General features: G+C 41.2%; 14 protein-coding genes. 5 read left to right on the forward strand and 9 right to left on the reverse strand.

What is annotated here, in order from left to right; translation table 11 throughout:
* Positions 1–194: 194 nt before the first annotated feature.
* Positions 195–905, reverse strand: coding sequence for a bifunctional 2-polyprenyl-6-hydroxyphenol methylase/3-demethylubiquinol 3-O-methyltransferase UbiG (ubiG, locus tag L4D20_RS19855; protein ID WP_428803329.1), 711 nt, complete (start codon positions 903–905; stop codon positions 195–197).
* A gap of 281 nt (positions 906–1186) precedes the next feature.
* On the opposite strand from ubiG, the gene gyrA reads away from it, so the two are divergent.
* Both gyrA and L4D20_RS19865 read left to right on the forward strand, forming a co-directional pair.
* Positions 1187–3850 (forward strand): DNA topoisomerase (ATP-hydrolyzing) subunit A, encoded by a 2664-nt coding sequence (gyrA, locus tag L4D20_RS19860; RefSeq protein WP_428803330.1) that lies wholly within the window; start codon positions 1187–1189, stop codon positions 3848–3850.
* Between the two features lie 420 nt (positions 3851–4270).
* On the forward strand, positions 4271–5848 hold the full coding sequence (locus L4D20_RS19865; RefSeq protein ID WP_428803331.1) for a BCCT family transporter: 1578 nt from the start codon (positions 4271–4273) through the stop codon (positions 5846–5848).
* 231 nt (positions 5849–6079) lie between these two features.
* Here L4D20_RS19865 and L4D20_RS19870 read toward each other — a convergent pair whose 3' ends face one another.
* Positions 6080–6796 (reverse strand): 3'-5' exonuclease, encoded by a 717-nt coding sequence (locus L4D20_RS19870; protein WP_428803332.1) that lies wholly within the window; start codon positions 6794–6796, stop codon positions 6080–6082.
* Positions 6797–6806: 10 nt separating this feature from the next.
* A complete protein-coding gene (locus L4D20_RS19875; RefSeq protein ID WP_428803333.1) occupies positions 6807–8696 on the reverse strand; it encodes a DUF294 nucleotidyltransferase-like domain-containing protein in 1890 nt (629 codons plus the stop codon).
* A gap of 246 nt (positions 8697–8942) precedes the next feature.
* On the opposite strand from L4D20_RS19875, the gene L4D20_RS19880 reads away from it, so the two are divergent.
* Positions 8943–10826 (forward strand): methyl-accepting chemotaxis protein, encoded by a 1884-nt coding sequence (locus L4D20_RS19880; RefSeq protein WP_428803334.1) that lies wholly within the window; start codon positions 8943–8945, stop codon positions 10824–10826.
* Positions 10827–10964: 138 nt separating this feature from the next.
* Here L4D20_RS19880 and L4D20_RS19885 read toward each other — a convergent pair whose 3' ends face one another.
* From L4D20_RS19885 to L4D20_RS19910, 6 genes are all read right to left on the reverse strand, one after another.
* Positions 10965–12068, reverse strand: coding sequence for a phosphoribosylaminoimidazolesuccinocarboxamide synthase (locus L4D20_RS19885; protein ID WP_428803335.1), 1104 nt, complete (start codon positions 12066–12068; stop codon positions 10965–10967).
* A 224-nt stretch (positions 12069–12292) separates the two neighbouring features.
* On the reverse strand, positions 12293–12682 hold the full coding sequence (locus L4D20_RS19890) for a hypothetical protein (protein WP_428803336.1): 390 nt from the start codon (positions 12680–12682) through the stop codon (positions 12293–12295).
* 207 nt (positions 12683–12889) lie between these two features.
* Positions 12890–13072, reverse strand: a complete 183-nt coding sequence (locus L4D20_RS19895) for a hypothetical protein (RefSeq protein WP_428803337.1) — start codon at positions 13070–13072, stop codon at positions 12890–12892.
* Between the two features lie 166 nt (positions 13073–13238).
* Positions 13239–14264 carry a J domain-containing protein gene (locus L4D20_RS19900; RefSeq protein ID WP_428803338.1) on the reverse strand — a complete coding sequence of 342 codons (1026 nt, stop codon included), beginning with the start codon at positions 14262–14264 and terminating at the stop codon, positions 13239–13241.
* Positions 14265–14426: 162 nt separating this feature from the next.
* Positions 14427–15110, reverse strand: coding sequence for a DUF2786 domain-containing protein (locus tag L4D20_RS19905; RefSeq protein ID WP_428803339.1), 684 nt, complete (start codon positions 15108–15110; stop codon positions 14427–14429).
* Positions 15111–15336: 226 nt separating this feature from the next.
* The gene (locus L4D20_RS19910) at positions 15337–16020 is read right to left on the reverse strand and encodes a DUF3334 family protein (protein ID WP_428803340.1); all 684 of its coding nucleotides are present in this window, start codon (positions 16018–16020) and stop codon (positions 15337–15339) included.
* Between the two features lie 208 nt (positions 16021–16228).
* On the opposite strand from L4D20_RS19910, the gene ydiJ reads away from it, so the two are divergent.
* Positions 16229–19258, forward strand: a complete 3030-nt coding sequence (gene ydiJ, locus L4D20_RS19915; protein ID WP_428803341.1) for a D-2-hydroxyglutarate dehydrogenase YdiJ — start codon at positions 16229–16231, stop codon at positions 19256–19258.
* 129 nt (positions 19259–19387) lie between these two features.
* Positions 19388–19849, forward strand: coding sequence for a methyltransferase family protein (locus L4D20_RS19920; RefSeq protein WP_428803342.1), 462 nt, complete (start codon positions 19388–19390; stop codon positions 19847–19849).
* Positions 19850–19865: the final 16 nt, after the last annotated feature.

Raw genomic sequence — 19865 nt, forward strand, 5'->3', positions numbered from 1 at the left:
TTTGTAATCGGTTTAAATGTAGCCACAAACAAAAATATTTTTCTTGATCTTTAGATAAAACACGAGGATTAAATCGAGCTGTATGAATTGGAATCTAACGCACAAAAACCAAGCAATAAGCGGTGAAATAAGTGACATTGCTACAATGTCACCTATACGTGTAAATCTAAGATAATCAGAAAGAAGATTGTTGCTTAGTTTGAATTTTGGGTGTGGACGATGTAATTCACATCGACATTTGGCCCAAGTTTATAACTGTTTGTTAACGGATTGTAATGAAGACCGGTGATTCCTTGCTCGACGAGATCAGTTTGGTCGACCATTTTTATCAGTTCTGATGGGCGAATAAACTTCTCGTGATGATGTGTACCTTCCGGAACAATCTTCAGTAATTTCTCCGCGCCAACAATTGCAAATAGATATGATTTGAAATTACGATTTAGTGTTGAGAAGAATACGTGCCCACCGGGCTTTACTAGTTTTGCACACGATTGAATGACAGAAAGAGGGTCAGGTACATGCTCTAGCATCTCCATACAGGTTACGACATCATACTTTTGAGAATTATCAATAGCGTGATCTTCTATGGTGCTTTGAATATAGGTAAGTGTTGTGCCTGTTTCTAATGCATGCAGTCGAGCAACTTCTAATGGTTCCTTACCCATATCTAGCCCTGTAACTACAGCGCCTTCTTTTGCCATGCTTTCAGCAAGAATGCCACCGCCACAACCGACATCCAAAACAACTTTACTAAATAGACCGTTTGATTTTTCGAGAACATAGTTAAGGCGAAGCGGGTTAATTTGGTGCAGAGGCTTAAATTCACCCTCTAAATCCCACCATCTTGATGCCATGTCTTCAAATTTTTTGATTTCACTCGGGTCTACATTTTGTTTTGTTGTCATAATCCGTACTTCAATAATATTCTAATCACTTGCCTGCATTATAACCACTTATGTAGATGTGACTATAGCCAAGCCGTTTTTCGTCATTAAATGAGTAAAATTTAACCATTAATCAACTAGGTAACAGGGAAGTGTGCAAATTCTCAGCACTTGATTCACAACCAAGCTCACAACATGATAAAAGGTAGGGGAAAGTGATGCCGAATAGACAAATAGTGTGTTATATTTTCGGACCTTGTACGTATCAATATACGATCAAAATATAGAGGGATAATGGCTCTATGAGCGATCTAGCTAAAGAGATCACGCCGGTAAACATAGAAGATGAGCTTCGAGGTTCATACCTTGACTACGCGATGTCAGTCATCGTTGGTCGTGCTCTTCCAGATGTGCGTGATGGCCTGAAACCAGTACACCGCCGCGTTTTATTCGCGATGAATGTACTTGGTAATGATTGGAATAAATCATACAAAAAATCTGCCCGTGTGGTAGGTGACGTAATCGGTAAATATCACCCACACGGTGATAGCGCAGTGTACGATACTATCGTTCGTATGGCGCAGCCGTTTTCACTACGCTATATGCTAGTCGATGGCCAAGGTAACTTTGGTTCTGTCGATGGCGACTCAGCGGCGGCAATGCGTTATACCGAAGTTCGTATGTCGAAAATAGCGGGTGAGCTATTGACTGATCTCGATAAAGAGACTGTCGATTTCGTTCCTAACTATGACGGTACAGAGCAAATTCCAGCGGTTCTACCGACTAAGATTCCAAACCTATTGGTTAACGGTGCTTCTGGTATCGCAGTAGGTATGGCAACCAACATTCCTCCGCATAACTTGACGGAAGTAGTCGACGGTTGTCTAGCGTACATCAATAATGAAGACATCACTATTGATGAGCTAATGGACTATATTCCTGGTCCAGACTTTCCGACAGCAGCGTTAATCAGTGGCCGTAAGGGCATTGTTGACGCTTATAAGACTGGTCGCGGCAAAGTCTATATGCGCTCTAAAGCGGAGATTGAAACGGAGAAAAACGGTAAAGAGACAATTATCGTTACTGAGATACCGTATCAAGTGAACAAAGCTCGTTTGATTGAAAAAGTCGCTGAGCTTGTTAAAGACAAGAAAGTAGAAGGCATCAGTGCGCTACGTGACGAGTCTGATAAAGACGGTATGCGTATTGTTATTGAATGTAAGCGTGACGCTGTTGGTGAAGTTGTACTAAACAACCTTTACTCACAGACTCAGCTACAAACGACGTTTGGCGTTAACATGGTTGCGCTTAATAACGGCCAACCTCAGCTATTCAACTTGAAAGATATGTTGAAGTGCTTTGTTGATCACCGTCGTGAAGTGGTTACACGTCGTACTATTTTTGAGTTGAAAAAAGCTCGTGAACGTGCGCATATACTAGAAGCATTATCACTTGCTCTTGCAAACATTGATGACATTATTGCACTGATCAAAAACGCACCTACACCAGCTGACGCGAAAGCTGGACTAGTGAGCCGCGGTTGGGATCTTGGTAATGTCGCTTCAATGCTTGAGCGTGCTGGTACTGATGCTGCTCGCCCTGATTGGCTTGAAGATGAATACGGTATCCGTGATGGTCAATATTTCCTTACGGAAACTCAAGCACAAGCAATCTTGGAGCTTCGTCTTCATAGATTAACTGGCCTAGAACATGAAAAAATTCTAGATGAGTACAAAGCACTTCTAGACGAAATTGCTGAATTAATGCATATCCTTGCAAATACTGAGCGCTTGATGGAAGTTATCCGTGAAGAGCTTGAGCTAGTAAGAGATAACTTTGGTGATGCACGTCGTACTGAAATTACTGCGGCAATCCACGATATTGACATGGAAGAGCTTATTGCTCGTGAAGACGTTGTTGTAACGCTTTCTCATGAAGGTTACGTGAAGTACCAATTACTAAGCGACTACGAAGCACAGCGTCGTGGTGGTAAAGGTAAGAGTGCAACTAAGATGAAAGAAGAGGATTACATCGAGCGTCTGCTTGTTGCTAATACTCATGACAATATCTTATGTTTCTCTACTCGTGGTAAAACGTATCGCTTGAAAGTATACCAACTTCCTCAAGCTAGCCGTACTGCACGTGGTAAGCCAATCGTGAACGTTCTTCCTCTAGAAGAAAATGAGCGTATTACTGCGATTCTACCAGTATCTGAATTCAGCCCTGAAAAATACATCTTCATGGCGACAGGTGATGGTACGGTTAAGAAAACGTCACTAGATCAGTTCGCTAACGTACGTGCAAACGGCCTAATTGCTGTAAACCTTCGTGATGATGATTCACTGATTGGTGTTGATATCACCAATGGTGACAGCAACATCATGCTGTTCTCTAAAGCAGGTAAAGTGGTTCGCTTTAGTGAAGATAAAGTACGTGCAATGGGACGTACTGCAGCCGGTGTTCGCGGTATGAAGCTTGGCGAAGGCGATCAAGTTGTTTCACTGATTGTTCCATCGAACGAAGGTGAAATCTTAACGGTAACTGAAAATGGTTACGGTAAGCGTACAGAACTAGCAGAGTATCCGACGAAAGGTCGTGCAACTCAGGGTGTTGTTTCAATCAAAGTCTCAGACCGTAATGGCCCAGTTGTTGGCGCTGTTCAAGTTGAAGAAGGCGATGAAATGATGATGATTACGGACGCTGGAACATTGGTTCGTACTCGTGTCTCTGAAGTAAGCCAAGTTGGACGTAATACTCAAGGTGTTACTCTGATTCGTACTGCTGAAGATGAGAATGTTGTTGGTCTTCAACGTATCGATGAAGTTGAAGAAGCTGAGCTGCTCGATGACGAGTCATCAGAAGAAAACTCAGATGAGAATACAACTTCAACTGAAAGTGGTGCTCCGACAGGTGAAACACCATCTGAAGAAGCTGACCAAGCTGATGTAGAGTCTGACGACGAGTAATCGTTCATCAAGCCTAAATCTAAAAACCGAGCTTAATAGCTCGGTTTTTTTATGTGTGTTAAAAGTGCTAACGAAGTGCGTTACTTGTAGAAAGCAGTGAATTTGAATAAGTAAGTTAATCTGTCATTCCTATATTTAACTTACCTGTAAGATCGGTCTAGAATTAAACTAAGGTTTTGTTTTATTTATAGCCAATTGCTTGTCAGTGAGAAAATTATTAGAGCTTTAACCTAAAATTAGTGAGGATTTTGTAGTAAAATTACGTCAATTCGTTTGTAGTACTGCTGAATCCAATAATGGCAATACATTTAATTAATAAGTGAAATAAATTATTACCACTAGAAACCATTAAAGATAATGTTTTGGTGATTTTTACTGGTCGTATTTTAACGGCTAAGAGTCAAGCTTAAGAGAGGAATAATGACTAAAGGGATTGATAAGTACAGTATTGATAGTACTGACTACACCGTTGGACAAGATAATGTTCAAAAGTGGGGGTTCGATGTACATAACCCTGTATTTGGTATCAGTGCAGGATTGATTGCACTGTTTTTAATTGCCGTTTTATTTGCTGATGCTGCAACCGCAAAAGCTGCTTTAGATGGTGTTAAGTGGAAAATTATTGGTGCATTTGATTGGCTATTCATCTGGTCAGGTAACATCTTTGTTCTATTTTGCTTAGCGCTGATTGTTTCTCCATTCGGTAAAATTCGCCTTGGTGGTCAAGACGCGACTGCCGATTACTCACTAATATCTTGGTTCTCGATGTTATTCGCAGCGGGTATGGGTATTGGCTTGATGTTCTGGAGTGTTGCAGAGCCAGTTGCCTATTTCACTGGCTGGTATGAAACGCCATTGAATGTTGCGGCGAATACACCTGAAGCAGCGCGACTTGCTTTAGGCGCAACCATGTATCACTGGGGTTTACACCCATGGGCGATTTACAGCGTTGTTGCACTGTCTTTAGCATTCTTTGCTTACAATAAGGGCTTGCCGCTTTCTATCCGTTCAATTTTTTACCCTATCTTAGGTGATAGAGCTTGGGGTTGGGCTGGACATATTGTTGATATCTTAGCGGTATTGGCGACACTATTTGGTTTGGCGACGTCATTAGGCTTAGGTGCACAACAAGCTGCGAGTGGTATTCACCATGTATTTGGCGTAGATGCTGGGTTAACGCTTCAAATCATCGTTATCACAATTGTTACTTTGCTGGCTGTTGTTTCAGTGGTTCGCGGTATTGATGGTGGTGTTAAGGTCATCAGTAATATCAACATGCTAATAGCTGTTGTACTGGTCGTCGCTGTCTGCTTAATAGGCTACGCGGTGACACTTGGTTCTATACCAACGACAATATCTGCTTACGTTGAAAATATCATTCCACTGAGTAACCCTCATGGGCGTGAAGATGAAGCATGGTTCCAAGGTTGGACTGTATTCTACTGGGCTTGGTGGGTATCTTGGTCTCCATTTGTAGGTATGTTTATTGCTCGTGTATCAAGAGGTCGTACTGTTCGTGAATTCCTTACAGCTGTTCTTCTTGTACCAACAGCATTCACAGTTCTTTGGATGTCTACGTTTGGTGGCATGGCGATTGACCAAGTTAAGAATGGTGTTGGCGCACTGGGTACAGAAGGTCTAACCGATGTATCTTTAGCGATGTTCCAGATGTTTGACCTGTTACCACTTGGTTCTTTGTTATCTGTTGTAGCTGTGTTGCTTGTTCTTGTGTTCTTCATTACTTCATCAGATTCAGGTTCGTTGGTAATCGATAGTATTACTGCTGGTGGTAAAGTTGATGCACCAGTTTTACAACGTGTATTCTGGGCATTTATGGAAGGTGCGATTGCTGTAGCTCTATTGTGGATCGGTGGTACAGAAGCCGTACAAGCGCTTCAAGCCGGGGCCATTTCAACGGCATTGCCATTCACCGTTATCTTGTTAATGATGTGTGTTAGCTTGCTGATGGGTATGCGTACTGAGCGTTTTGAGCGCTAATACGAATTGATAAGGTGACATTGGAATAAACCCCAATATCACCAAATAGAAAAAACTCTAGCAGCCATGCTAGAGTTTTTTTATGCGTGCTTTTTAAGAGAGCATTTCGAGGGTACGTACTACCTTTGAGGCTGAGTTAACTGCTTGTATCAGGACCTTAAAAACATCGGTAATTAAAAGTACCTATAACCAAAGTTTATTGTAATCAGAAGCAATTATAACCAACAGCAATTATAACCAAAAATCTCTAACGGGCTGATTTGGGTTATAGTGGTAGGCTATTTGTGCTTGTAAAAGTTCTGCTGTCGCTATTGCATCTGTTAATGCATGGTGAGGCGTGTAGGGCGGTAATCCGTAACGGATACGGCTTTGCCCAAGCCTTACTGACTGAGGTTTCATTCCTTTCATCATATTCCAGAAGCCTCCAGCCCAAAGCTTTTGAATATTACTTTCTATCTGCATCGTGTCGACGACTGGAAATTGGATACCTTCATTAAACCTTGCTCGAAGCGCTTTATCTAAAAACTCTCGTTCTATACGGTTATAGTGAACAACAAGAATATTCCCTGAAATACTGTCGAGTATCTCTTCGATAACTTCAGTTAAATCGGGCGCATCAGCGATATCGCTATGAGTAATACCATGGATAACAATTGAATCATCGTTCAACTGTTTTCTAGGCCTTACGGTCCAGTGTTTAGCTCTATTGAGATAGATTCGATTGAGTGTGAATGGCACTAATCCGACGGTGATAATGTCATCTTTTTTTGAGTCCAGCCCGGTAGTTTCAAAATCAACAGCCAAAAACTCCACTTCGTTAATCGGTGTGTTTTGGTCTGGAATAGGCTGCTCGTAGAAGCGCTGAAGCACTGGGTGTTTTGCTAATGCCAAATGCTTTTTTAGCTTTAGTGTCCAATCAATGGTTGGCTTGCGAGTAAAGTGATTCATGCTTCCTCCCTTACTTGAAGCTATTGTTAGCTTGGTAACGGAACTTCAAGAAGTTTTGCGCGTTACTCAATATTTGGAAGGCATCTTTCAAATTTCGTCGCTCAAAATCAGAAAGATTTTCAGGTTCAATATTGTTATCCGGTTCAATCTCATTTTCTACATCAATAGCTTGATGTCGAATACGGACCATTGAAATGAACTCCATTGCATCACGCAGATCCTGAGCTCTTCCTTTTGGCAAGATACCCGCATCAATAATGTCATCCAATCGTTCAAAGGAATTTCTCGAGCGAGAGCCAACGGCAAGAGAATGTACACGGATAAGGTCTGCCAATGGGGCGGTCCCACGACGTTTCAAATTAATTGAATTGTTATGACGCCCATCTTTTTCCATAACAAAGTCTTGGAAGAACCCAAGTGGTGGCGTTCGGTTTAATGCATTTCGAGCAAGGCAAGCTAGGAAGCGATTGTTCTTTTTGGCGCGGCGGATAATAAAGCTATTTAGTTGCTCCGCCCACTTCAAGCGACCATAAACCCCATCAAGATCGAAAAATATGGAGGAATTTAATAGTGCTTTAGGGTTCGGGTTATCTATCCAGTCAGAGAAGCAATCCTCCCATTCCCTGCGTGTCATACGCCATTCTGGGTTTGTTGCCATAATATCGCCGGTACAATAGGTATAGCCGCACTTAGCTAAGCCATCACAAATGAAGTTTGAAAACTTTTCAAAGTATGCATTATGTTTTTCCGGAACATAGCTATCGTCTAGGATGATTGCATTGTCTTGATCGGTAACGATAAGTTGTTCATCTCTGCCCATAGAGCCGAGTGCAAGGAAACAATATTGAATTGGGGCTGGGCCTAATTCCTGTTCTGCTAGTTCAATAATACGTTGCTTGAAGCTCCTCCCAATTACCGACATTGCCGTGCCGACCATATGAGAGTTTGCATCTTCGTTGACTAACCGTACGAAGCTGTCTTTTACTTGCTCCGATATTTGAACCAGCTCATCAATGGTATGTTGCTGGAAAATGCTGCTCACTAGGAGTAGGGAGTTTTGCGACTCGTAGCGAACGATATCAGTAACACCGATGATGCCGATAGGTTGGCGATCTTTTAGCACTGGTAGATGGTGAACGTTGTAACGAAGCATGGTTAGCATCGCTTCATAGACATACGCGTTATGATCTAGGGATATGACTTCAGTTGTCATTACATTAGCGACCTCTTCATTAGGATCGCGCCCCTCTGCTAGCACCCGTGTACATAAGTCTCTATCAGTGATTATACCTAGGACAGGGCTATCGTCATTTTCATCATCGTCGAGTTTGTTTTGGTCAATAATAAGCAGTGAAGAGATATGCTCTTCAGCCATTTTTATTGCGGCTTGTTGTATCGTTTCTGTTCCAGCAATAAATAGCACATCGCGGGTAAGAAGCGAACGCACCTTACATGTTGTTAAATCATTCTCATCTTCAGTGTTGGAAACGGTTTGTCTTAAACGAGCATTGTCTTCTACTTCCACAAAATCAGCGAACGAGTCATGGTTATCGTACAGTTCTTGGAAAATGGCCTCGGGGAGGCAGTAGAGCAATGTGTCTTCAATCGCCTTTGCGGGGAACTTTACTTTGTTATTAGTTAAAAGCCCCATCTGGCCAAACAAAGCTCCTTCGTCTAGTCGATTATATAGCTCACCTTTACGTCGGAAAACTTCGACTATCCCGCTTCGAACAATGTATAAGTCATGGATGTTATCGCCAAAGTGGATGATAGGCGTATCTTGTCGATAGTAAGAAATTTCTACATGTTTCGTGACGTGTTCTAATACTTCTTGTGGTAAGTCATCAAATGGAGGGCGTTGGGATAGAAAGTTTTGAATTTCAAGTAGTTCTGCTTCCATTGTATGATTCCGTTTTGTCGTTTTTTATATAGTACATTATTTTGCTGATCTGCGCTTTTTTGTCTGTTCCCACTAAAACGGTTGTTTATAATTTAAGCAAGAATGAGTGATCACAAATTAAGTAAATTAAATATAACTATCAATAACTAATAACTACTTAACAGAGATAACATTATTGATCTTACTTAGTGCATCTACCGCAAGTAATCTGTACTATCTCGCTTTATTTCGCTGAGTTGAAAAGATATGAAACTTAACCTAAAACATAAACTAACAGCCTGCAGTGTATCCGCCGTTGTTTTAATGGCGATAATCCTTACCTCTTTATCTGGAATTAAACTTTTAGATGAAACAAGTACCAACATATATTCCCGCTCTGAAAGTATCTCTTCAACTGCCTCTGAAGGTATTTCTGAGTGGGTTGAGATTCGTAAGAACATAGCAACTGCGTTTAACGACAACATCAATCAACCTGATGTTGTACCGTTTTTGAAGCAGGCTCGTGTTTCTGGTGGATTTGATGATATCTTTTTTGGAACGGTAAAAGGCGAGATGCTTCGTTCTCACCCTGAACGAAATAGAGCAGGGTACGACCCAAGAGAACGACCTTGGTATAAAGACGCATTAGTTGCTAACAAGCAAATCGTGACGACGGCTTATCAAGATGCGATCACTAACGAATTGCTCGTTACTATTGCGGAGCCTATTTATCAGGGCTCGACATTAAAAGGTGTTGTTGGTGCAGATGTTCTTATTGATCAGCTAGTGACGGATTTAATCAACCTGGATGTAGGCCAAAATGCGTACGCAATGCTTATCGAATCAATTGATGGCACATTCTTAGTTCACCCTGATCAAAGCCTAACTCTTCAACCGCTCTCCCGTTTATCTAACAATCTTTCTATGTCATCGATTGAAACTGCAATTAGACAAAACCAAGTAGAACGCATATTCGTCGATGGAAAAGAAAAACTACTCTATTTCTATCCAGTTCAAGGTACTAGCTGGATATTTGGTATTGCCATGGATTACGAAACAGAAGCAGCATCAAGTAAGTCATTGTTGATGAGCCTTATTGGCACTGCGTTTGTTGTTGTCTGCTTTGTCGCGGTTGCCGTTTCTCTATTGGTGAATTTCCTATTTAAAGATCTTGGCCGTGTTTCTGATGCGATGGAAAATATTGCAAGTGGAGAGGCTGATTTAACCCAACGAATTACGCCAAGATACGATGATGAAGTAGGTAAAATCGCAAAAGACTTCAATACTTTTGTAGCAAATACTCATCAAGTCGTTGTTAGGTTAGAAGAAGTGTCTTCATCTTTAGCTAATCAAGCAAAATCGACACTGTCACAGTCACAAACAAGAAGCCAACGTATTGTCTCGCAGCAAGATGACATCAACATGGTGGCTACTGCTATTGATCAGATGGGCGCAGCTACGCAGGAAGTTGCTGGTAATGCTGAACATACTGCTCAGCAATCAGAGCAGGCCGTAACGGCATGTTTGCACGGTAGCTCACGCGTTACGCAAACACACAAATCGATCAACAGTTTGGAATCTGAAGTACAAGCTGCTACCGATATCATGCAAGAATTGGAGCTTCACGCAAACAGTATCCATTCCATCATTGCCACCATCCAAGGTGTTGCAGAGCAAACGAATCTACTGGCGTTGAATGCAGCGATTGAAGCTGCACGTGCTGGTGAGCAAGGCCGTGGTTTTGCCGTTGTTGCTGATGAAGTTCGTGTATTGAGTCAGCGTACACATGCCTCAACCACTGAAATTCAAACTATGATTGATACACTGCAGCAAACAACCACGAAAGCGGTAAGTATCATGAATCATAGTCGTGATCTTGCGATGACGAGCGTTGAAGATGCTAATCTTGCGGCAGTTAGCCTTGATCAGATCCAACAGTCGGTTAAATTGATTAATGATATGGCCACTCAGATTGCATCAGCTGCAGAAGAGCAAGCAACGGTTACTTCCGATATTTCTCGAAACACCATTGGGATTCGTGATGTTTCCAATGAATTGTCATCTGAAGCACAACAAGCAGCAGTGCAAGCTTCAGAGCTGTCACAACTTTCTGATGAGCTGCAAACTGAAATTGGTCGATTTAAAGTATAAGTTAGTTGGAGCCCATTTCTTATAGGAAGTGGTGTCCACCAAAAATAAAAGCGCCCGTTGCAATAACGGGCGCTTTTTTATCAATTGCTATTTTAGCTCGATGTTGAGATAAATAGATAACTTCTAATTAAGTAGACCTTAGTCAATCAAGCCATATTGTTCACGAAGTACGTCGATGATCTCTTGCTTAGGGTTAGCGCTTAGGTGTAAAGGTTTACCCGTAATCTTTTCGGCAATGCTAATGTATGTTTTAGAAATATCCATCAATGCGTCATTTGGTAAGGCATTGTTGCGCGCTAGGGCTTCTCTTTCTGGCATGCGTTCTTTGTTAAGAAGGATGTCTGGATCTGGGAAATGGTTTAAAAGAAACTGGCGGAAGCCTTCTTTCGAATTCTCAACAATATTACCCGCTTGATACTCTTTGGTGTCCCAAATGCGAGAAGAGTCAGGCGTGCCAACTTCATCCATATAAATAAGTTTTTCATTACCCGCAGCGTCATTCACATAGCCAAACTCAAACTTAGTATCGACAAAAGTTTGGTCTACTTCAGCCAAAGCTTTACTAATTACAGAAAAACCTTCCTTTAGCAGAGTCTCGTATTTTGTAATGTCATCTGAGCCAGAGAAATTGAAAGCAGCATAGCTATCTTCGATATTCTTACGTGAGATATTGACATCATCGGCTTCAGGAACACCAGGGATACCTTTAAGAATCCCTTTGGTTGACGGAGTAATTAGAAGCTCAGGAAGAACCTTATCTTTCTCAAGCCCTTCTGGAAGCTCAATACCACAAAATTCACGTTCGCCTTTCTCATACGCTCGCCACATAGAGCCAGTGATATAGTTGCGGCATATAGCCTCTATCATGACTGGTTTTGCTTTTTGAACAATCCAAACAAACGGATGTGGAATATCAAGAATATGGCTGTCAGCAAGGTTATTTTTCTTAAACAGATCGAACCAATGGTTAGATATCGCATTCAGTGCAGCACCTTTTCCAGGTACTCCTTTAAGGCCACCTTCAGCATGCCAAATACAATCAAACGCAGAAATACGGTCACTGATTACCATAATCGCTAAAGGCGCGTCGGGAGCGACATCATAACCTTTTTCTTGAATAAGACGTTGACTGTCTTCTTCAGTTAACCAGTAAACAGAGCGGACTTTACCGCTGTGAACAGGTTTGTTAGTGCGAATTGGTAAATCGTCATTGACGGCTAAGACTTGATCAGCAAGGCTCATTAGACATTCCTATTTTATTAAACGTCACATTGAGAATGTGCCTAAGTACGTTAAAAGACGCGACCTAGACAGTGAATATGGAATGCATCATACCAGAACTTTTCAAGCTCATCACTTAAAAAGCAAACGTTTGCCTATTGCTTGTTCTGGCTTGAATATATTTGAGGAAAAAGAAAAAAGCCTCAACGTGTGAGGCGAAAGAGTGTGAAAAGACGTCGAACTTGTTAATGGTACTTTTGGCCTCTGCCTTCAACGAAAAATACTTCACAGTCATGGTGTGATGCTAAAGATTGTAATAGGGCTTGGTTAATATGATCAATGCTATTAGAGGCGACGACTGCACTCGCGTTACCTGATTTTATAGCCTTGGTAACGGTTTCTAACTCAGTCATCGATTGCGACGGTTTCATATGAATAATTTTATTACAGCTCACTTTTGATGAAGAGAACTGCTCAAGGTTAGGACGAGGACATTCTGCGGTAAAAAGAATCCATTGTTGGCTATTGGATAAACCAGATAGGCGATACATGATTGAATCGTCAATAATCATTGCTCTTGTTGGTTGGGCAAGGGTATTGAATTTTGAGTATTGATTAGTCTGTTGCTGCAACATTATCCTGTCCTTTTATACATACTGTATGCCTATACAGTAGTTTTATTTTATCCAAGGATCAAGCTAAAACTGACGTTTTAATGAACAAAGTGTGATTTCGATTAGATTGGGAGTGTGTTTTTTATGCAACGAATGGGGTTTAGTAACAGTAGAAAGCGAAAAAGCCACTTTAAGTGGCTTTTGTTAGTCAGAAAATGGTGGTAGCTGTCAGCAGTGAACGCTTTGTCGCTCTAGCTGCCGTTGTTCAGCAATATTAAATTGGCGGACATCCAGTGCTGCAAGATCGTAGCAGTCTTTGCATGAGTTGTTAGACTTACCGTCAATGTAGTTAAGTTGAGTGAGTACGCTAGGTTTTTTACACCAGTCACAAGTACCTTCTGAGCTGAACATTATTTTCTCCCTCTTGTTTGAGTTCGCCATCTATTTTCCAAAAGCATTATGACATATTTCCCCCTTTGAAGTTAAAGTTTTGTTACTTGTGTGAGAGGGGAATCGCTTGCGCAGCTTATTTATGGCGATGTGCGGGGGTTTTACAAATATTGACGAAATGTAACAATTAGTTAACGTTGGTTGGTTTTTTAGTGTGAGTAATGATTATCTTTAGCGCACTGTTAAGTCTTTTCATCTCTTCATCACTCCCACTTAAGTCGGGATGATACAACTTAGATAATTGTTTATAGCGAACTTTAATCTGTTTTTGATCTGGAAGTTTTGTTGCTTTAAAACCGAAAATGGCACATGCGATGGTCAGTTTATCTGCATCTGGTGCTCTTTGATTTGATTGCTGTAACTTTTTAACCTGATGAAACATAGTTTCCAGTTGTCGCTTCTGCTGTTTAATTATTAGTGCTTGATTTTGTGTAGTTTCCTTTAGGATCTGTTTTTGGTTAAGGTCTGTGCTCAGCTTTTTACGTTTACGTCGTTTAACCGTGATTGAAATTAGAACGGCAATAATAATGATGCCGATAACAATAAGAGGGTTGGAATAAGTTTGATCGCTAGGCTTTGGTGATGTAGAAGTTGACTCAACAGTTACATCACTCATTTCAAAAGCAACATCTAGTTGATCCAGGGATGAGACTTGTTGTGCCTTGCGTTGATTGAATTTAGCTTCCAATACTCGGCTATAACCTGATTCTGCCTTTTCACTATTGGGCTGCGCGACAAGATACCAAAGTTCGGCCATGTCGAGGTTCTTTGGTTTTTCTGGGTGTTTCTCATAGATTGTGGCTAATGCTATTTGAGCGTCGATATTGCCTTCAACAGCAAGTTTGGTGAGCCAATACAAAGCTTGGTTAAGGTCAGGTTCTGTTCCTATTCCTTTGAGGTAATGCGTTGCTAACGAAAATTGAGATTGAATATGGTTTTGATTTGCAGCTTGTTGATACCAGTAAAATGCTTGATTGAGGTCTTCTTCAGCCGAAGAATTAGCGTACGTGTTCGCTAAATCAAATTGAGCGGAAACATTATTTTGCTCAGCTAAAGGTGTGAGATCTGAAATTGTGTTACTGAAGCAAGTAATTGGTAGCAGCAGTACTGGCAGCAATAATAACGTTGAGAACAGCGACTTCAAGATATGCATTTCCTTTGCTAATTAAAGAGTCGGTACTGATGGAAAGTGCCTTAATCCTATAAGGTTAGTTGAGATTAACCACAAGCAGTATAAAACGATGAAGTCACTCTGATATGAAAGCCCTTAGGGTTAGTAGATCGCTTTCATATCAGCTAACTAACGCGATTGTGCTTATCTCAATTTTTTTGGTGCTTGGGCACCATCAATAGGTCGATTTACAGAGAGCTTACGACCTTTCTTTAGCCCAACTTCATAATCAGCAGTTAGGTTTTTCATAGCTTCTTTCAGCTGTTGTTTAAATGTCTCGCGATCAATATTCTCGAACTCTTTATCGATGTAGTTATTGATCTTGTTGTTCGACTCATCATCAGGCGTAATAATGGGTAGTTTCTCTAACGCACCTTCCACCCAACCAGAAACAAACGAGTTCACGCGGCGAGTCACCTCTGCTGAAGCTGTGCCACTGCCAGAGAAGCTATTACGAAACTGACCTGTGTGTTCATTCATCTCGCGGTAAATAATGTCAAAGGCAAAAGCGGCAAAGATTGCCCTGTCGGCTTCGCCAATAAACTCAACCCTTTTAAGGCCCTTGTGATTGAGCAGAACCGCTTCGACGCCAAACTTAGTATTGATTCCTCGAATCACTCGTAACAGTGTAGAGCTAATGTTTGCAGGTAACAGATGAGATGATTGTGTCTTACCCATTTTGATAAATTCGATGTCGTCTTTATCAAGTCCATACTTAAGCATCAAGCTATGTGCCATTTTGATGGCGTTAGCGGCTTCGTTTACGTTTGCTGAGTTACCAAGTTCTAAGCACTTAGCTATTTTCTTTAAAGCTTTTTGTTTATTCATCGATATTTAATAAGGTCGAGGCGATTTTTACAAAGTCAGCCATATTACCTTTTTATGACCAAAAACTGAATATCTCTGATAAGAATACCAATAAGAAATTTCCAAGAGCGGGTTCTTTATGTGGAAAAATAAAACCCCTTACTTAAATCAAGAGCAAAAGCTTGAGTAAAGTAAGGGGTTGCTACTTGTTGAGTATGTAAGCTAGCTACGGGATATGATGTTGTGTTTAGATACCGAGCTCATCTAACAAATCGTTAGCAACATCGCCGTTGTTATCTGCTGGCTTCTCTTTTTTGCTTTTCATATTGTTCTGAGTTGCTTCAAGAATTGAATCAGGGCTCTCGTCTTCAGCTACTTCAAATTCTTCTAACTGAATAAACTCAGTTTTATCCATTGCGAGCTCTAGATAGAAGATGTTGTTTTCTGCGGTAGAAAAACTCACTCGTCGTGCTTGAGGGCGATCTAGGTTTGTATCAACCGATAAGATCACCTGTTTGTTTAAGGCGAGCATCTTAGGTTGATTTTGAGTGATGTTGGTTTGCAGCTCTTTGCGGATTTTACTGGTGAAATCACCAACAAGTTGATTCATTAATTCACCAAGTACATCACCCACTTCATCAGAAGTGTGTAGAACGGCCAGTTCTTCTTCAGGCATACCCATGTTACGCATGTAATTGGTATAAACCTCTAATGCAGCTTTAGCCGTAAAGTTGATAACTACCAATCCTGAGAAACCACCATCAAAAAGAACAAAGCAGCCGAAGTCTGGCTTTAAGCTCGTCTTATTGATCTTTTGAACCATTGCTGAGTAAGAGATTTTTGAGTCAGTCGCTGAGGTTAATACGCCAGTTACTGATTGGCACAGTTTGAGAAGGATATCCTCAGTGGTTACAATTTTATTTTTTTTCATTATATGTTCACTCTACGTCAAGGCTATTTATTGAATGCATTGCACATTTATAAGCTTAAGTTTTAAAAAAGAAAGCATTAGTTTCATTTTATGATTGAGAATCTGTTTTGATCACGTTTTCAAATGTTGTAAAGTGACGTAATTCAAAAAATATATAATTACAATTACCCATAGCTGATTGGATCAGCGCTGTAGGGGCAGGAAGCACATGTTACCAAGACTTCAATCTCAAACTGATGTCGACCCAGTCGTACTCAGCTACTTAAAAGAACTAAAACATTCTGGTTTCACTGGTGATATTGAATCTCAATATGCCAGTCGATTAGCCGTTTCTACAGACAACAGTGTTTATCAGCAATTACCACAAGCTGTTGTACATCCAAAAACCACTCAAGATGTCTCTCTTATAGGTAAGGTTAGTTCAAAACCTGAATATGAGCGCATTACATTTTCTCCACGTGGTGGTGGTACCGGAACTAATGGGCAATCATTAACCAAAGGTATCGTTGTTGATTTGTCTCGCTACATGAATAAGGTACTAGAGGTAAATCAAGCAGAGGGCTGGGTCAGAGTTCAAACAGGTATCATTAAAGATCAATTAAATGATGCTGTTCGTCCGTTTGGATATTTCTTTTCTCCCGAATTATCAACGAGTAATCGTGCCACCCTTGGCGGCATGGTGAATACGGATGCATCAGGGCAGGGATCGTTGAAATACGGTAAGACTTCTGATCATGTTTTGTCTCTTCAAGCTGTGTTCTCTGATGGCAGTCTACTTGAATCCGATCTTTCCCTTGGTAAACCAGATATTGAAACTCAAGCGTCGCTAGCTTTAGAGGCAACTGAAAAAGTCTGCCGAGACAATCGCGAACAAATATTGGATAAGTTTCCAGCGTTAAATCGATTCCTAACGGGATACGATCTAAAGAATGCGATCGACGAAAATGATCAGTTTAATTTTACTCGTGTACTTTGTGGTTCAGAAGGCTCTTTGGCGTTTATTACCGAAGCTAAGTTAAACCTGACCCCAATCCCTAAAGCACGTACGTTAGTGAACGTTAAGTATTCGAGTTTTGATGCGGCACTGCGCAACGCTCCCTTTATGGTTGAAGCTAATGCACTATCGGTTGAAACGATTGATTCCCGAGTTCTAAACCTAGCAAAGCAAGATATTGTTTGGCATACCGTTAGTGATCTACTACGTGATGTACCAAATAAAGAGATGCTTGGCATTAATATCATTGAATTTGCGGGGAATGATGTAGAAAACGTTGCCTCTCAAGTCAAAGCGTTAACCGAGCAGATTGAAAGCATGATGCTTAATGGCGAAGCCGGAATCATCGGCTTCCAGACGTGCAGTGATATTGGCAGTATCAGTAAGATATACAACATGCGTAAGAAGGCTGTGGGTCTTCTTGGGGCAGTAAAAGGTAAAGCTAAGCCGGTCGCTTTTGCTGAAGATACCTGTGTGCCACCTGAAAACTTAGCGGATTTTATTGCTGAGTTTCGTCAGTTGTTGGATGAGAAAGAGCTTAATTACGGCATGTTTGGCCATGTCGATGCGGGAGTACTACATGTTAGACCCGCATTAGATTTGTGCGATCCAGAACAAGAACGTTTGATGCATCAAATATCCGATCAGGTTGTTCAGCTTGTGGCCAAATATGGCGGCTTGATGTGGGGTGAACATGGGAAAGGCTATCGGTCTGAATATGGTCCTGAGTTTTTTGGAGAGACGCTTTTTAATGAACTTCGCCGTGTAAAGAAAGCCTGTGACCCGCTCAATAAAATGAACCCTGGTAAGGTTTGTACGCCACTAGATAGTAACGCCGAGCTTGTAAAGGTGTCTGACACTAAGCGCGGATACTATGACCGCCAAATTGATGTAGAAGTGCGAGACAGTTTCAAACAGGCGATGGAGTGTAACGGTAACGGCTTGTGCTTTAACTACGATGCTGCTTCACCAATGTGTCCTTCGATGAAAGTGACAGCGGACAGACGTCATTCGCCAAAAGGGCGTGCAGGTTTAGTTAGAGAATGGTTGCGCCAATTGACAGAGCAGGGCATCGATATCCTCGATGTAGAGCAGAAAACTGTATCTGGTAGCCTAAGTATTAAGTCGCTGATTGAACGTGTGCGAAATAGAGTTAATCAGCGCCATGAGTATGATTTTTCTCACGAAGTTTATGAAGCGATGAACGGATGCTTGGCATGTAAAGCATGTGCAAGCCAATGCCCAATTAAAGTGGATGTACCGAGTTTTAGATCTCGTTTCTTAAATCTTTACCACACACGTTATCAGCGCCCGGCTAAAGATTACTTGGTTGCCAACATCGAAACTATGTTACCCCTTATGGCAAAAGCGCCAAAAGTGGTCAATGCGGTTATCAACCTTCCACTAGTCAAAACGATCACTGAGAAAAGCATTGGTTATGTCGACACGCCATTGATGTCAGTGCCAACGCTCGCTTCAAGGTTCGAGAAATCTCATAAGTTCGATTTACAACGTTTAGCTGGTCTATCAAAACAAGAGAAAAGTAATCATGTTTTGATTGTCCAAGACCCATTCACCAGCTATTACGATGCTGAAGTCGTGGCTGATTTTATTACCTTAGTTTCGAAGTTAGGTAAGACACCTGTGTTATTACCATTTAAACCTAATGGTAAAGCGCAACATGTCAAAGGGTTCTTACAGCAGTTTGCTTCTAATGCTAAAAACACCGCAACATTTTTATCGTTGGTGGCTGATCTCGGGATTCCGCTTGTTGGTGTCGATCCAGCTTTGGTGCTTTGCTACCGAGATGAATATACCGAAGTTTTGGGTAAAGAACGTGGCGATTTTGATGTATTGACGGTTCACGAATGGCTATTACCACGTTTAGCGGATATTCAAAGTCAGCCTTCTCCGACTACCCAACCTTGGTACTTGCTTGCTCACTGTACTGAAAAGACCAAAATGCCTAATGCTGAAAAAGAGTGGGGTGAAATTTTCACTCACTTCGGCAGTGTACTGAATACTGTACCTGTAGGTTGCTGTGGTATGGCTGGCACGTTTGGACACGAGAAAGATAAGCTCGAGATATCAAAAGATATCTATGAGTTAAGCTGGAAACCAAGGCTTCAAGATCTTCCTTCGGATAGATGTTTGGTTACTGGTTATTCATGTCGAAGCCAAGTAAAGCGCTTTGAACAAGAAAAAGTGAAGCATCCATTACAAGCTTTGCTAGAAATAGTATAAAGATCTAGCGCTTGATGTTTAAGTGAATAGTTAGATAGACAATTAGCCCAGATGAAAATTCTGGGCTATTTTTATTGAGCACAAATAACCAAACACTTAGCCACTTGAATAGGATATAGAGAGCAATAAATGAATAAATTTGAGCTGAAGATCCCACCAGTAGCCGTATTTTTAATTGTGGCCTTAATGATGAGTTACATGAAAAAAAACATGTTGTTTGCTCATGTTTCTCTGCCTTTCGCGTGGGTCGTGTTTTTAGCTTGTTTCATCATCGCGACGGTAATCGCTTTATCCGGTGTACGAGAGTTTCGCCGTGCTCAAACCACAGTGAACCCTGTGAAGCCAGAAACCGCTTCTTCTATCGTGGACAGCGGCATCTTTTCTTATACTCGAAACCCGATGTATTTGGGACTGTTTATCTTTCTATTTGGCATCGGTTATTGGCAACAGAACTGGATAAGTTTAGCGATGAGCTATTGCTTTGTACTGTATATGAATCATTTTCAAATTAAGCCCGAAGAGAGGGCGTTGGAAAGGATTTTTGGTGCAGAGTATGTGGATTATAAGCAGCGGGTTAGGCGATGGGTTTAGTTCAATTGAGTTAATA

This window comes from Vibrio kyushuensis (genome assembly GCF_050337325.1).
GTDB lineage: Bacteria > Pseudomonadota > Gammaproteobacteria > Enterobacterales > Vibrionaceae > Vibrio > Vibrio kyushuensis.

Coding starts and splice junctions, on each gene's coding strand:
- ubiG (WP_428803329.1), bottom strand. CDS start 905: ATGACAACAAAACAAAATGTAGACCCGAGTGAAATCAAAAAATTTGAA.
- gyrA (WP_428803330.1), top strand. CDS start 1,187: ATGAGCGATCTAGCTAAAGAGATCACGCCGGTAAACATAGAAGATGAG.
- L4D20_RS19865 (WP_428803331.1), top strand. CDS start 4,271: ATGACTAAAGGGATTGATAAGTACAGTATTGATAGTACTGACTACACC.
- L4D20_RS19870 (WP_428803332.1), bottom strand. CDS start 6,796: ATGAATCACTTTACTCGCAAGCCAACCATTGATTGGACACTAAAGCTA.
- L4D20_RS19875 (WP_428803333.1), bottom strand. CDS start 8,696: ATGGAAGCAGAACTACTTGAAATTCAAAACTTTCTATCCCAACGCCCT.
- L4D20_RS19880 (WP_428803334.1), top strand. CDS start 8,943: ATGAAACTTAACCTAAAACATAAACTAACAGCCTGCAGTGTATCCGCC.
- L4D20_RS19885 (WP_428803335.1), bottom strand. CDS start 12,068: ATGAGCCTTGCTGATCAAGTCTTAGCCGTCAATGACGATTTACCAATT.
- L4D20_RS19890 (WP_428803336.1), bottom strand. CDS start 12,682: ATGTTGCAGCAACAGACTAATCAATACTCAAAATTCAATACCCTTGCC.
- L4D20_RS19895 (WP_428803337.1), bottom strand. CDS start 13,072: ATGTTCAGCTCAGAAGGTACTTGTGACTGGTGTAAAAAACCTAGCGTA.
- L4D20_RS19900 (WP_428803338.1), bottom strand. CDS start 14,264: ATGCATATCTTGAAGTCGCTGTTCTCAACGTTATTATTGCTGCCAGTA.
- L4D20_RS19905 (WP_428803339.1), bottom strand. CDS start 15,110: ATGAATAAACAAAAAGCTTTAAAGAAAATAGCTAAGTGCTTAGAACTT.
- L4D20_RS19910 (WP_428803340.1), bottom strand. CDS start 16,020: ATGAAAAAAAATAAAATTGTAACCACTGAGGATATCCTTCTCAAACTG.
- ydiJ (WP_428803341.1), top strand. CDS start 16,229: ATGTTACCAAGACTTCAATCTCAAACTGATGTCGACCCAGTCGTACTC.
- L4D20_RS19920 (WP_428803342.1), top strand. CDS start 19,388: ATGAATAAATTTGAGCTGAAGATCCCACCAGTAGCCGTATTTTTAATT.